This is a genomic window from Acinetobacter sp. SFB (genome assembly GCF_001647545.1).
In the GTDB taxonomy this organism is placed as follows: domain Bacteria; phylum Pseudomonadota; class Gammaproteobacteria; order Pseudomonadales; family Moraxellaceae; genus Acinetobacter.
In genome coordinates this window covers 575,004-589,889 of record NZ_LSZH01000011.1, presented here as the reverse complement: position 1 = coordinate 589,889, position 14,886 = coordinate 575,004, and the positions used below count along the sequence as shown (strand labels likewise).

12 protein-coding genes are annotated in these 14,886 nt (G+C 42.3%); 9 read left to right on the top strand and 3 right to left on the bottom strand.

The genetic code is table 11. The annotated features are described in order from the left end of the window. The first annotated feature begins 419 nt into the window (after positions 1-419). The 6 genes from AY606_RS07280 (at position 420) to AY606_RS16785 (ending at position 4,987) form a co-directional block, all read left to right on the top strand. Positions 420-1,328, top strand: coding sequence for an MlaA family lipoprotein (locus tag AY606_RS07280; protein WP_067866590.1), 909 nt, complete (start codon positions 420-422; stop codon positions 1,326-1,328). Between the two features lie 136 nt (positions 1,329-1,464). Further along, the gene (gigA, locus tag AY606_RS07275; protein WP_067866588.1) at positions 1,465-2,433 is read left to right on the top strand and encodes an RsbU family protein phosphatase GigA; all 969 of its coding nucleotides are present in this window, start codon (positions 1,465-1,467) and stop codon (positions 2,431-2,433) included. A gap of 113 nt (positions 2,434-2,546) precedes the next feature. After that, positions 2,547-3,065, top strand: a complete 519-nt coding sequence (gigB, locus tag AY606_RS07270; RefSeq protein ID WP_067866586.1) for an anti-anti-sigma factor GigB — start codon at positions 2,547-2,549, stop codon at positions 3,063-3,065. A gap of 22 nt (positions 3,066-3,087) precedes the next feature. After that, the gene (locus AY606_RS07265) at positions 3,088-3,912 is read left to right on the top strand and encodes a carbon-nitrogen hydrolase family protein (RefSeq protein WP_067866584.1); all 825 of its coding nucleotides are present in this window, start codon (positions 3,088-3,090) and stop codon (positions 3,910-3,912) included. Between the two features lie 118 nt (positions 3,913-4,030). Further along, positions 4,031-4,456, top strand: coding sequence for an organic hydroperoxide resistance protein (locus AY606_RS07260; protein ID WP_067866582.1), 426 nt, complete (start codon positions 4,031-4,033; stop codon positions 4,454-4,456). Positions 4,457-4,864: 408 nt separating this feature from the next. Next, complete coding sequence (locus AY606_RS16785) at positions 4,865-4,987, top strand: DUF4951 domain-containing protein (RefSeq protein WP_349303934.1); 123 nt, start codon at positions 4,865-4,867, stop codon at positions 4,985-4,987. Between the two features lie 44 nt (positions 4,988-5,031). Here AY606_RS16785 and gspE read toward each other — a convergent pair whose 3' ends face one another. Then, positions 5,032-6,519 carry a type II secretion system ATPase GspE gene (gene gspE / locus AY606_RS07250; protein ID WP_067866580.1) on the bottom strand — a complete coding sequence of 496 codons (1,488 nt, stop codon included), beginning with the start codon at positions 6,517-6,519 and terminating at the stop codon, positions 5,032-5,034. A 108-nt stretch (positions 6,520-6,627) separates the two neighbouring features. Here gspE and AY606_RS07245 point away from each other — a divergent pair, with 108 nt between their 5' ends. Next, positions 6,628-7,440, top strand: coding sequence for a DUF432 domain-containing protein (locus AY606_RS07245; protein ID WP_416224602.1), 813 nt, complete (start codon positions 6,628-6,630; stop codon positions 7,438-7,440). Positions 7,441-7,448: 8 nt separating this feature from the next. After that, complete coding sequence (locus AY606_RS07240) at positions 7,449-8,375, top strand: mechanosensitive ion channel family protein (RefSeq protein ID WP_067866577.1); 927 nt, start codon at positions 7,449-7,451, stop codon at positions 8,373-8,375. A 99-nt stretch (positions 8,376-8,474) separates the two neighbouring features. Here AY606_RS07240 and AY606_RS07235 read toward each other — a convergent pair whose 3' ends face one another. Beyond that, positions 8,475-11,180 (bottom strand): DUF2339 domain-containing protein, encoded by a 2,706-nt coding sequence (locus AY606_RS07235; protein ID WP_067866575.1) that lies wholly within the window; start codon positions 11,178-11,180, stop codon positions 8,475-8,477. Between the two features lie 162 nt (positions 11,181-11,342). On the opposite strand from AY606_RS07235, the gene polA reads away from it, so the two are divergent. Beyond that, positions 11,343-14,108, top strand: coding sequence for a DNA polymerase I (gene polA, locus AY606_RS07230; RefSeq protein WP_067866574.1), 2,766 nt, complete (start codon positions 11,343-11,345; stop codon positions 14,106-14,108). Between the two features lie 182 nt (positions 14,109-14,290). Here polA and AY606_RS07225 read toward each other — a convergent pair whose 3' ends face one another. Beyond that, the gene (locus tag AY606_RS07225; RefSeq protein ID WP_067866572.1) at positions 14,291-14,860 is read right to left on the bottom strand and encodes a YggT family protein; all 570 of its coding nucleotides are present in this window, start codon (positions 14,858-14,860) and stop codon (positions 14,291-14,293) included. Between the last annotated feature and the right edge of the window lie 26 nt (positions 14,861-14,886).

Sequence of the window (14,886 nt, the reverse complement as noted above, 5' to 3'; positions counted from 1 at the left end):
GTAAAAATCCACACAAGTTGTTCTTCATAAGTTCTTAATGATCTTCTTGCTGATTCGTCACCAGCAAGCTAGGTCGGCTATACTACTCTCTTCTCAAGAATAGTCAACAGGTTTTATTGATTATTTTCAAACTTCTTCAAGACTTCCAGATTTAAACCCTTTAGGCTAAATCCTTGTTTCTCAACAAGTTTTAATCAACATCACCGCCGATGGATACGCATTATAGGCGAAAAAAATCCTCACGCAACCCTTTTTTTCATCTTTACTTATCGTCAGGGTGTTTTTTAATCATTTTATCTTCTTTACTACATATTTTGATCAAATTTGTTTTAATACTCTCTTTCAAAGAACTGTTAATATACTTTATTAGGTATTTTCAGCTTTAAGCACTAGCTTATTATAGAGCTCTAGGATTTTTTATGCGTCACTTTCATTATGTTTGGGCTAGCCTTCTATCCGTAGGATTGATTTCTCCTGTATTTGCAAATGATTCGATTGATACTTCTGAATCTTCAACAACAGATAAGCTAAAAATATCTTCTACTGAAAAAACTCAAACAGCTCAACATCCGCGGCTTGAAGCATTAAAAGAATTAAAAAATGTCACAGCAAACGATTTAAAAGTAAATGCAAATGCAACCCAACCCGAAAGTCAAAAAGATCCATTACAACCCTTAAATAGACAGATTTTTGCTTTTAATGATGTTCTGGATCGTCATGTGGCTCGTCCTTTAGCCGTTCAATACAAGAATAAAGTACCCACTGACGTTCGAGGCTCGTATCGCCAGTTTCGCAAAAATCTGGGTGAACCTTGGAATGTAGTCAATCAGCTGATTCAAGGCCGTCCTGGTCGAGCTGCGGAATCTTTAGGACGATTTACCATTAACACCATTACTACTTTAGGCTTTGCAGATCCAGCTCGACGTCTTGGACTAACTGCGGAAGAAGAAAATTTCGGAACCACCTTAGGTTATTATGGTATTCCTTCAGGGCCTTATGTCGTATTACCCATCTTTGGTCCGAGTACATTTCGAGATACGGTGGGTTTAGTTGTAGATGGTCAAGCGCGCCCACAAAAGTACCTTCTGGAAGATCATGATGGTCTTTATTGGGCAGATCAATCTCTACGTGGTATTGATGCCCGCTCACAACTTTTGGATATAGAAGATGTTTTACAAGGCGATAAATATGCCGCTATTCGTGATATTTACTTGCAGCGTAAAAATTTCGCCATCGCAGAAAAAAAGGGACTAGAATCTGAAAGTCTGTTTATTGAAGATGGTTCAGAGGGTACTGAAGATGACATGCCAGAAGATAATCAAAACTAAACGACGAGATAGACACCACAACTTAAGTCTTTTTCATTGATTAAAAATATGATCACTAGAGCGTCTTTCTTTGCTGATCATTAGCTTGTTATAGTACAGCTATACGTTATCACTTTAAGGATCATACAATTTCTTTATGTATTTCATTCAACCGACTCGCAATATTCCTTATTTAGATCAGGTTCTAAGTACGCTTCCAAGTGTACAAATGATTCACATAGATGATATTGATTTGTATGATCCCACAATTTTAGCCATTGCGGATGTACAAGACTATCTGATGCATCAGTGGTCACTCCCTACTATTGTGCTGGCTTTTGAAAATGAAGGCACCGCTTTAGCCCAAGCTTGGGAGCTGGGTGCTTTAGCGGGTTGGATCTGGAATAAATTGCCAAGCGACCCCGAAGCATCACTACTCAAAATTGATGCACAATACAAACGTAATCAAGATAGTCGTGACCTACCCTCAGCTGCATATTTACAACAGTGCCTACTTCCCAATCCGATTGAACTGATGAATTATAAGGTTGAAACCTTGTTTCAACCTTCTGCATATCTGTCAGGTGATTGGTACGATTACTGGAAAATCAGCGATAAAGAAATTATGTTTTATCTGGCTGATGTTTCTGGGCATGGCGTTGCCAGCAGTTTATTAACTTCCTGGATGGCAGCTTTTCATGGTCGCTCTAAAACACCGCGCGAGTTGATTAAAAAGCTCAACGGAATGCTAGTTCAAGAAAATATTGAAAAACATATTACGATGATCGCCGGGGTTTTAAATTTAGAAACGCATCAGCTACGTTGGTCCAGTGCCGGACATTATCCTCCTGCAATTATCTTTGAACCAAACCAACCACCACAGATTTTAAATACCAGCAGCTTTCCTTTGGGACTTACCGAGGATCTTGAGGTTGAAGAGTTTGAATGTGTGTTGAATCGTCATGCCCGGTTTATTATTTGTTCAGATGGTGCACTCGAACCTTATAATGGCGGTCTGAATGAACAATTTGAAAAATTAGTCTTCGATTTGCAGAATCACTCCTACCAAGCACCGGAACACGTTGCAGACGATATTGCGATACTAAGTTTACGCCGAATGAATTAATCATATAATCAATACGTTAACTTTCAACTAAGCGATATACGACCCTAGAGCACTTGAGTCTATAGTGGCCCTATGTGATAATTTTACAATCCTTCTCTGCAAATGGCATTTATATGTCAACAGGTCATGTTGAATATGCAAGCTTGAATGGAACGCATATTTTTAAGCTTATTGGCGAAGTGCGTGCCCAATCTTGTATCAGTCTAGACAAACTCCTGAGTAAAATTGAACAGCAATCTAATGTCGTTGGGGCAATCGTAGATTTAACCCAAACCACATTCATTGACAGTACTGTTTTAGGCATACTTGCCAAGCTTGGTTTAAAGCTGAAGCAAATTCACCAAATTCAGGCAGTCATGCTATCTACCAATCCGGATATTACTACCTTAGCCAATAGTATGGGCTTGGGTCAGGTTTTTGTGATCTTAAATTACTGCGGTGATCCGAAACTATGTACCCGCGAATTAATAGAAGGACATATTACCCATAATGCCATGTTAACCACTGTTTTAGATGCACATAAGACATTGATGAAGTTGAATGAAAATAACCAAAACATGTTTGAGCCTTTGGTTAAGCAACTACAAAAAGAACAAGACACTATTGAAAAAGTGTCTCAACAAAACGTATAAAAATTATTTTTAGAGCCTCCTCATGACTTTACTCTCTGTTGTACAAATGAACTCCCAAGATGACATCGAAGCCAATTTCATCTTGATCGAGTCATTGATACAACAAAGTAAAGCCGATGGCGCAGAGCTGATTGTTTTCCCTGAAAACTTTGTCTGTTTTGCAGGGGGAAAACAACGCGAAACTGCTACGCAGTTTGAAGCCCTTCAACAGCGTCTGGAAAAACTTGCGCATCAATATCAAATCTGGATTGTGGCGGGCACGCTCCCATGCCCGTTCCGTCCAGATGGTTCTGTTATTACCGATGGGCGTGTCCGTACAGTCAGTTTATGTATTAGCCCAGAACGTACTGAAGCGCGTTATGACAAGATTCATTTGTTTGATGTGCAAGTCGGTGATGCTGTCGGTGGTTATCAGGAATCCAGATTCTTTGAACCCGGTACAGATGTGGTTGTTGCCAAAACACCTTTCGGCAATATTGGTTTAATGGTGTGCTATGACTTGCGTTTTCCTGAGCTCGCACTCACTTTACGTAATCAAGATGCTCATATTCTGACGGCACCTTCGGCATTTACCTACACGACGGGTCAAATACATTGGCAATTACTCCTTCAGGCACGTGCAATGGATAGCCAATGCTATGTCTTGGGTGCCGCCCAACAAGGTTGGCATGGAACAAAACGTCAAACTTGGGGTCATGCAGGTGCAAGCAATAGTCGCGGTCAAATTTTAGACATCATCCAGAGTGAAGGTGCGAGCTTAATTACATTGCCTTTTGATCGGGCTGAACAAGAGACTGTGCGAACATCCATGCCTCTAATGCAGCACCGTAAAATTGTCAATTTCTAATTCAACTCAGTGTTAAAATCGAAATTTTCGCTTTATAAAAATTACAAAATCACTGCTTATTCTTCCATCAAAATCCCACACGATAACAGCTCATAGCAAATTTACAGGGATCATAAAAATGGCTTTAGAAAAAGCGGTCTATACAGCAAAGGCGAAAGCAACCGGTGGACGTGATGGACGTGCAACATCATCCGATGGAATTTTGGATGTTCAGTTGGCGGTGCCTAAAGAAATGGGCGGACCGGGCGGTGGCACCAATCCTGAACAGCTTTTTGCAGCAGGTTATTCAGCTTGTTTTCTCGGTGCGATGAAATTTGTCGCCAACCGCGATAAACTCAACATCAGCAAAGACGCCTATATTGAAGGTGAAGTGGGTATTGGCCCTATCCCCACAGGTTTTGGCATTGAAGTGACCTTGAATATTCATTTAGAAGGCATGGATCAGGCTGAAGCGCAAAGACTGGTCGATGCTGCGCATATTGTCTGTCCTTATTCCAACGCAACACGTGGCAATATTGATGTAACCCGCAATGTGAGTACTTAAGCAAAATCTGATCCTATCCTGAAATCGAACTGATCCTTTTAGGATAGGATGTATTCATCAATTTCATAATTTAAAAAATATAAAAACCCAGACTTGAAATACATAATAATTTTTATTTAAATGAACTCACTTTATTAATGTTTAAATACCTTCTGATTAGCTCCCTGTTCTTTTCCATCTCAATTGCTATCTTTTGTAGAGATGAATATTTCTGAAAAAATTCAATCTCAGCTCCAATCTCTAATCAATCCAAACATTCAAGATTTAGAAATTCCGTCTACCCCCAACAACATGAAATTGCCTGAATTTGATTAAGGGATTATTGGCTGGCGAACTGGGTCTGATGGTGCAGACGTGCATCTGAATTAGAGGACTAAAAAAGAGGTCGAGAAACTAACAATCCAACAGGTGGCTTTAGAAATAGTTCAAAGCTGGCAGAAATTTTATGACAATGAAATCCGGCGCAATGCAGGTAATCCAGCTGCTCCATTTCGCGCACAACTGATGAAAAAAATTGCCGAGCTTTGCTAAGTTCGGCAATTTATCAAAAAAATGAAAGGCAAAAATATTTCGCGTTAATCCGCTGCTTCATTGGTGACACGGAGTACTTCTTCTAAAGTAGTTTTACCTGCGATTACTTTACGTAAACCATCATCGCGAATCGAGCCCGACTGTTTACGTGCATAAGCTTCAATTTCATATTCCGCAACATTGCCATGTATCAGACGACGCATTTGATCATCGACAGGAACAATTTCATAAATAGCCGTACGCCCCATAAACCCGGTATGCGAGCAGTGGTCGCAGCCTTTCGGTTGTGGCAACTTCAGTTCATTACCAACGTCTAAATGACGGAAAATTTCGGTTTCAAACGCATCGGCTTCATGCCAGGTTGCACAACGTGGACATAGAGTCCGCACCAGACGCTGCGCAATGACCCCAATTAGAGAACTGGCCAGCAGAAATGGCTCAATACCCATATCCTTTAAACGCGTGACCGCACCAATGGCAGTATTGGTATGTAGTGTAGATAAAACCAAGTGACCGGTAAGGGATGCTTGTACTGCAATTTCCGCGGTTTCCAGATCACGAATCTCACCAACCATGACCACATCTGGATCTTGGCGCAACATGGCTTTTAAAGCCCGTGCAAAGGTCATATCCACTTTGGTATTGACCTGCGTTTGCCCAATCCCTTCCAACTGGTATTCAATCGGATCTTCGGCAGTCAAAATATTTTTTGAGCCATCATTCAGGTCTGACAATGCCGCATACAAAGTTGTGGTTTTACCTGAACCGGTAGGCCCGGTCACCAGAATAATGCCATGCGGACGATGTACCAGATGAGTTAAACGTTCATAATCTGGCTGCATCAGACCCAAATGGGTCATATTCAAACGCCCGGCTTGCTTGTCCAGTAAACGCATTACTACACGTTCACCATGCGACGATGGCAAAGTCGATACACGCACGTCCACTTCACGTCCAGCCAGTCTTAAAGACATACGCCCATCTTGCGGTACGCGCTTTTCGGCAATATCCAGTTTTGCCATGACTTTAATACGTGACACCAAAAGTGGTGCCAATTCACGACGCGGCTGGACAATTTCTCGCAGCTGACCATCGACCCGTAAACGCACGGATAATTTTTTTTCAAATGATTCAATATGAATATCCGATGCACCGACGCGAATCGCTTCCGACAATAATGCATTGATCAAACGAACAATGGGTGCATCATCTTCCTGATCCATCAAATCTTCAGCTTCAGGCACCGAGTCTGCCAGACTGAGTAAATCGGGATGATCTTCCAGACCTGCGGCAACCTGTTGCGATTCACCGGTATCTCCGGCAAAGCTTGAACTGAGCAATTGATGAAACTCTTGTTCGCTACATAATTGATGTTGTGCAACATGACCTAAATAGCGACGTGCTTCTTGTATAGCCAAGGATGGCGTATTTTCACGGCGCACAATAAATGCCTGATCGCCTTCGTATCGAAGCAATACGCCATGACGCTTGGCAAAACTATAGGGTATTTGTAATTGTTTAAGTATTTGCATCAAAGTTTATAATGATGAATAAATTGATTTGAGTGTACTCTAAGCATAAGACAGCGTGAAGTCTGTTTTTACTGATTAAGCAATAAAGGAAATGTGTCGTTGTCTAAAATCAATGAATTGATCGAACCCGAGCACCCCAATTTAAAATGGTGGGGTGAACACACTTTTGAATTGAATCAGCCTAAAGCATGGCAGTTTGGTTCACTGTTGTTTCGTCTGACCCGTGGTCTACAAGAATGGCGAATGGAATTTCACCGTCCTCAGTTTCAGTATGACTATGAACAAAAGTGGCATCAAATTGAAGATCCCAATTTTGGTTTTCCACAACCCGTGCAAGTAGAACGCTATATGTTCAAGTCAACGCAAAATAAGTTACAGCTTATGCCGCGATTGGCCAATCGTTCCGTGGTGATCAAACCGGTTGATCCCATTTATATTCCTGCGGGACAACGCGGGACGCTGTATATCAGTACACCGTTATGGATTGCCGGGTTTGTAGAAGGACAAAAAGATCCGCTATTTGATATTCCGGTAATTTTACCCAAAGACACTTGGTTTGGACCGAATCATCGCACTGGGGAAATTTGCTATGCCACTGCGGTCGATGGCCGGACTGAATTGCATCAGTTAAAACCACGCGCTTTTCGTGCTGTAACCCCAATTGAATTTCATAATACCAGCCATCAACAGCTACGTTTTGACCGAATGAATGTGCCTGTTTCTGCACTTCCCCTATTTTATAGTGAAAGTACCGGACGGTTATGGACTTCACAAATTAAAGTCATGCATGAAAGTTTGGAACGACCGCCGAGAATTCGGATTGAAAACCGTACCCCGCCCCATGCAGGCGAAGTGATGTATCTGCATCCGCCACGCGCTCCCGCCAGTGCTTTGTTTAATATGTTTGATTCATTTTTCTAGGGGGCAATATGGCAGATTCAAATATTCCAAAAGAAATCACCCAAAGTGTTAAAGGCATCTTCACCAATATCAATACGGAACGTCTCACTGAAATTGTAGTGGCCGTGATCTTATCCATTATTGGTTTCCTGATTGCGCGCTTTATCTCGAATGCCTTTATTCGCACCATTGGTTCACGCTTTAATGCGCACCAAAGTCTGGTCTGGCGACGTGGTATTTTTTATTTTATCTTCTTGATTTTTGTGATGGCCAGCCTGAAAGAAGCCGGTTTTAAACTGAGTGTCTTTTTAGGTGCGGCCGGTATTTTAACGGTCGCCTTGGGTTTTGCATCACAAACGTCTGCCTCAAACTTAATCAGTGGCTTATTTTTGATTGGTGAGGGTTCTTTTGAAATTGGTGATACCGTACAAATGACCCTGATTCGTGGTCATACCATTGAAGGTGAAGTGATTTCAATTGACTTGCTTTCGGTCAAACTGCTGACTCAGGACAATGTCTATGTGCGCGTACCGAATGAACAGCTGATTCGCGCCCCCGTGTATAACCTGTCCAAATTCCCCATTCGGCGCATTCCCATTACCCTCGCCATCAACTTTCATGAAGACATCATTAAAGTTCGTGAAGTGTTGCTCGATGTTGCGACTAAATATCCACTGGTTCTAGCCGATCCGAAACCTGCGGTTACCGTCACAGCCTTTCGTGAATCCTCGATTGAACTGTTATTTGCGGTTTGGTGTGACGGTGAAAACTTTTTAAAAGTCCGTGATGAGATGCAGGAACGTATCCGGAATGGTTTCTTGGACAATCAGATTGAAATCCCTGTACCGAAAATGGGCTTTGTCGATCGTCCGGCAAATGTTCAGCCTTTAACAGAGGAAGATATTGACCCTTATGCCAATGCCAAAGAAGTGCAGCGTGAGCCGGGGTTAAAATAGTTTTTTAATCATTTAATCCTACTCACCCCTCCTTTAAGAAGGAGGGAGAAATCAATTAAAGAATAACTCAGATTTAGTCCCCTTTTATCAAAGGGGAGTTCAGGGAGATTTTTTGGTCAGAGAGCCTTGAGGAATCGGTGCAATATAGGCAATCAGCAACATCACAAAGCCTGCACCCAAGAATGAAATTACCCGGGTTAAAGTCCCGATATGCGATAAATCAAACAGTACCAACTTCAAAGTGACCATCACCAGAATACTGCCACCTAGAATCCAGACTGAACGCAGTTGTTTACGACTCGCCAAACTCATGGTCATAAAGGCCAAACTGACCCAAAGTAAAGTTAAACTGAGTTGAACCGTACCATCTTCCCATAAAGCAAGCTGATTAAATGGCGTGCCCAAATACATGTGTAATGCACGTAGCACAATATAACTACTCAGCCAAAGCAGACTAAGTACCATCAGTACCGCCACAATACCTTTATCTAGACCCGTTTTAACCTGTAAGGACAACATCCAGATAAAACCTGCCAGCATGGCAATACTGACCAGATCAAACGGATTGATGATCGGCAAGATATAACCTTGAAATGCTTGCTGGGTAAACAGTTGTGAGCAGACAATCCAGGTTGCCATTAGCAACAAAGTACTGCGTGCTTGCCAGAAGATTTTCCAGTCGGGATTATTGACCTGCCAATAACACCAGGCACAGAACAGCAAAGGCAAGATCACCACACTGATATAAGGCATGCTTGGGAGCAAGGTTAAACTGGTTATAGCCAGACTGGTTAATGCCCCGAAACTGACCCACTCTTTTTCAGTCCGTACGCCCAACATTGGTCGCAGCAATAATGCAGTCAACATCAAGCCCGAGAATGCAAAACCCACTCGATCAAAAGCAGATTCCCACACAAGGATGCCGTGCTTGCTCTGGTCAATCACGATAATCAGTGCAAAGATAAAGACTGGAATGAGACCCAGCCATTTCGGAAATAACCATGACCATGTGGCTTTAGCAGCTAACATGGCTTCATTCATCAGCAGATAGAATCCACTAACAATCAACAGACTCATCACCAACTGCTGAGAACCCTCAATTTCATCTAGCAACAGCACAATCAACATGGTGGTTGCAGACAGCATTTGTAAACAATGAAAAGCGATGGTTGAATTGGTCAGCTGATTGCTAAACGATGCTCGGCTATTGGCGACTAGAACCACCGCAAAATAGCTCAGGCAGAGTCCCCAATACATCTCACGCGGGAAGTCATTTAGCTCCACCAGATAATAAAGACTGGATAAGCCAGCCACGATCAGCAAACCCATGGCCAGATAACGACTGATCTCCGACTGGCGATACAAGGCATACGTGAAAATAATCAGTCCTTCTACCGCCCAGCCAATTACACTCCATTGTTTGTGTAACAGAATGGGTGGAATCAAGGCCAAGAAAATCAGCATTAAACTGAAATAGCTTTGTGAAATCAACTGCACTGCATGATTGCGTTTCGACAGTTGATACAGACCTGCATAAACGGCTGCAAAAGCCAGACTGGCACCTGCTTGTCGTAGCATTTCATCAAAATACATTAAATAAATAAAAATATAACCGACAATAGGTGCACCAAAAATCAGGGCAATATCCAAAGCAGGTTTCAGTTTGAATTGCACTAGATCATCTTTGGCAATCAGCTGGCTAAAACGAAAACTCAGCCAGACAAATATGGCGGTATGTACAGTAACCAATAGCGTTAACGTATTTCGTTCCTGTTCTTCGCCCTGATAAAAGGCATAACCTCCCCCGACAATTACTGTCATTAAAAAGGCAATTTGATTCAGGATTTTCCACGGACGTAAGGTACTTAACACGGCAACAGCAAGATTAATCACCACATAATAGGCAATCAATTCAATTGCAGTGGCATTGCGAACCGGCAAGGTAAATGGCGCAATATAGGCAATGATCAGCGCCATAAGAGCAAGTTCAATTGATTGTTGTTTTAAACTTAGCGCCAGTGTCACAGACATAATTACTGCAAAACACACTGCAGCCATGCCCAAAGTCGGTATTACAGTATTGTAATAGGCAAAGAATAAGGTCAAAAATAATGCCGCCAAACCTAAGCCTTCCAAAGCCAGAGCAAAACTGCGGTTTTTAGCCTGCAGCCAATAGCCCAATGCTGTTACTGCGGCACTGACGCCAGCTACAACTCCTAGCTTCACGGCCAGACTGAGTTGCCAATGTTCGGTGGCAAAACGCAGCAACAATACAATGCCCATTACCAATACCAAGATGGCTGCTTTTAAAACCGGATTCCCTTGAAAGATCCACTGTTTTAACTGATCAATCAGTTCTATTGAAGGTGAGGAAATTTGAGTTTCAGGACGTTGAGCAGGTTGATTTTCGACAGTAGAAGATAGGGTTATTGGCGTCTGCTGTAATCGCATTTGAACTTGGCTCAATAAATCTTCCAAACGGCGCAACCATCGCAGAAAGAAAAAAATCCACGCCGTAATACCCAACCCTACAATAAATTTCCAATCGAGAATGCCCCCGACAACGGCAACAATTGAAGAAAGATATAAAGGGACTTTAGACGTTTCTGGGTAAGAAAGATTTTTTTCTAGAGCAATTTGTGTTGCGGGTTTTTGAATGGTATCGACATATTGCATCACACTCATGACAAAAGCCAAGCCACATAAATAGGTAAATATGTGTACATCTAAAAACCAAGATCCCACCCCGACAATAATCAATACCATCAGCCAAATCATCCGGATTTCGCTCTGCCCTTTGTGCATTTTTTCTTTATCTCAATCCTTTTAAGCTGATCATACAGCAGCTCGGACTTTGATTTTTAAGCATTCATCAGATATTCGGTAACACGCATGTTTGATGATGTGGCTATGTTCATGTGCAAAATCACGTACAATAAGCCCGATATTTGAATTAGGAATCTTTCAATGCCACCATTTGTTTTGGTCGATGGCTCATATTTTTTATTTCGTGCGTACCATGCACTGCCACCACTAACCACTTCGACTGGTTTACAGACCAATGCAATTCGTGGTGCCATTTCTGCCATTCAAAAGTTGATGCGCCGGATTCAACCGACTCATATGGCTGTGATTTTTGATACCCCTGAACCGACTTTCCGTCATGTACTTTCACCCGTTTATAAAGGTGACCGTCCGAGTATGCCGGATGAGCTGTCGCAGCAGATTCCTTATTTACATAACCTGATTCGCGCTTTGGGTATTCCTTTGCACACCCTTCCAGGGGCTGAAGCGGATGACGTGATTGGCACCTTGGCGAAGCGTGCTGAAAAAGCCGGCTACCAGGTCCTGATTTCCACTGGCGACAAAGATATGGCGCAGTTAGTGACTGACAAAGTTACTCTGGAAGACAGCTTTAAAGACAAGCCGATGGATGTCGATGGCGTATTTGAAAAATTCGGGGTGTGGCCGAATCAGATGATTGATTATTTAACCCTGATGGGCGATGCGTCTGATGGCATTCGTGGTGTACCGGGCGTAGGGGCTAAAACTGCGGCTAAACTTTTGACCGAATATGGTTCAATTGGTGGCATTTTAGAAAATGTCGATAAAATTAAAGGCAAAGTCGGTCAAAGTATTAAAGACAATATCGAAGGCATTACTCTCGATCATCAGCTGGCAAGTATTGTCTGTGATCTTGATTTGGACTTCACTTATGAAGATCTTAAAGTGGTTGATCCGAATGTCGAAGAACTGCGCCGCTTGTATACTGAACTTGAATTCCGTAACCAGTTACAGTCTCTTGACCACCCCAATAATCCAAATAATTCATCTTATAAACAGGCATCTAAAGGAATTGAAACTTCTGTAGATACTGCAGTGGTGATTAATACCGAAGATGAGGCAGAGCTGACCAGTGTTGATGATCAACTGGGAAAAGCCACTTATCATACTGTTTTAACTCAGGCTGACTGGGATAACCTGTTTACTCGTTTAAGTACTGAAAAACGCTTTGCTTTTGACACTGAAACCACCAGTCTGGATTACCGTATTGCGGAGATGGTCGGTTTTTCAGTGGCTTTCGATGCCAACGATGCCTACTACATTCCGCTTGCACATGACTATGAAGGTGCACCTGAACAGCTGAATCGTGAAACCATCCTTGCGCAAATCAAACCGGTTTTAGAAGACGCAAGTGTTGAAAAAATTGGCCATCATCTAAAATATGATGCCCACATCTTGCATAATCACGGCATTGAATTGCAAGGCTGGTATTTCGATACCATGCTGGCTTCCTACGTTCTAAACTCTGTGGCAACACGTCATGGCATGGATGATGTGGCACGTGTTTATTTGAGTCATTTGACCACAACTTTTGAGCAAGTGGCCGGTAAAGGGGTTAAACAAAAAACCTTTAATCAAATCGAGATTGAAACAGCCGCGCATTATGCTGCTGAAGATGCGCATGTGACTTATCGTTTATATGAAGTGCTGTCTAAAAAACTACAAGCAGTGCCTGAACTCAACACTATTTTGCACAATATTGAAATGCCGGTTGCCCGTGTTCTGACTTTTATGGAAGAAAATGGCATCGCGCTTGATATTAAATTTCTGGATCAATTGAGTGTAGATTTTTCCAGTACCATCCAAAATCTGGAAAGCCAGATTATTGAAATGGCTGGACAACCCTTTAATGTCAGCTCACCAAAACAGGTCGGTGAAGTGCTGTTTGATAAGCTGGGACTCAAAGGCGGCAAGAAAACTGCCACTGGCCAATACAGTACCAGTGAAAGTATCTTGGAAAAAATTGACCATCCGATTACTGCCTTAATTTTAGAATACCGCGGTCTGTCCAAACTGAAAAGCACCTATACCGATGGTTTGCAAAAACAGGCCAACAATGACAGCGGCCGGGTACATACCAGTTATCATCAGGCTTTAACCGCAACCGGTCGTTTGTCATCGACTGATCCCAACCTGCAAAATATTCCAATTCGTGAAGAAATTGGTCGTCAGATTCGTAAAGCTTTTATTGCACCTGAAGGTCGGGTCTTGCTGGCAGCCGATTACTCACAAATTGAATTGCGTTTAATGGCGCATCTTTCTCAGGATGAAGCTTTGGTCGATGCCTTTAAGCATGGTCAAGATGTGCATCGTCGTACGGCTGCTGAAGTATTGGGTGTGGCGCTAGAAGATGTGACCCATGACCAACGTCGTCAAGCTAAAGCCGTTAACTTCGGTCTTTTATACGGCATGTCTGAATTTGGCTTAATCCGTCAACTGGGCTTTACTCGCCAAGAATCGCAAGACTATATCAAGCAATATTTCCATCGTTATCCGGGCATTTACGAATATATGCAACGTACGCGTCAGGTGGCTTTAGAACAAGGTTTTGTGGAAACCATCTTAGGTCGTCGCCTTTATACACCGGATATTGATGCACGAAATATGATGGTGCGTAAAGGCGCTGAACGCGCTGCAATTAATGCACCGCTTCAAGGCAGTGCAGCCGACATCATTAAAATGGCAATGATTGAAGTCGATAAAATGCTACCGAAAGATCAGGCCAAAATGTTGTTACAGGTACACGATGAATTGGTGTTTGAAGTTGATGCCAACATTGCCGATGAACTGGCAGCGAAACTGGCGGAAGTCATGCAATCCGTTGTCCAGCTTTCCGTTCCACTGATTGTAGAAGTCGGCAAAGGTATGAATTGGGATGAGGCACATTAATCTTGTATTAAATAATGCCTTCTCGTTGTTAAAACTCCTTCTCTGGCATTATTAACCTATGGAGAAGGCTGGATGAGGGTTATTCGCAAAAAAATTTAACCATCTCTTCATCTCTCCCCAAAGGAGAGGAATTTTTTCTAATAAAAAAGGACTCGATCGAGTCCTTTTTTATTGCGCAAATTTTAAAGCCCGGTCAAAAGCACAATCGCCACTTGATTCATGATGATTTCAGCAATATACAACGTTAAAAATGCAATGATTGGAGATAAGTCAATCATCCCCATATTTGGCAAAATACGACGAAATGGCGCCAATAATGGTTCTGCCAGTTCTTGAACCACTTCAATATAAGGTGAGCGAGACTGTGTAAACATCACCACCCAACTTAAAATAATCGTCGCAAAAATTAAATAACGACAGAAACGAATCAAGTCCTGAATCATGGTGACAAAAGTCAAAATCACCAAATGCACAGGACTGTTCGGCATGGCACCGGATAAATACATCACCCCAAAAATCTTGAGTAAATATAAAATTACCACCAACGCTAAAGCCGCTAGATTCACACGACCTTTCCCTACAGTGGGAAAAATACGACCAAAGACATCAACGATTTTCGTGGCTTTTACCGTAGACATGACCACCGGATTATAAGCATTCACCGCTGCCAACTGCATGAGAAAACGGAAGAACACGAGCAAAATCGCTACGTTAATGATAATGCCAAAAATTAGCGCAGAGTTTGCACCCATACTGGAACTTTCCTAAATAAAAACGA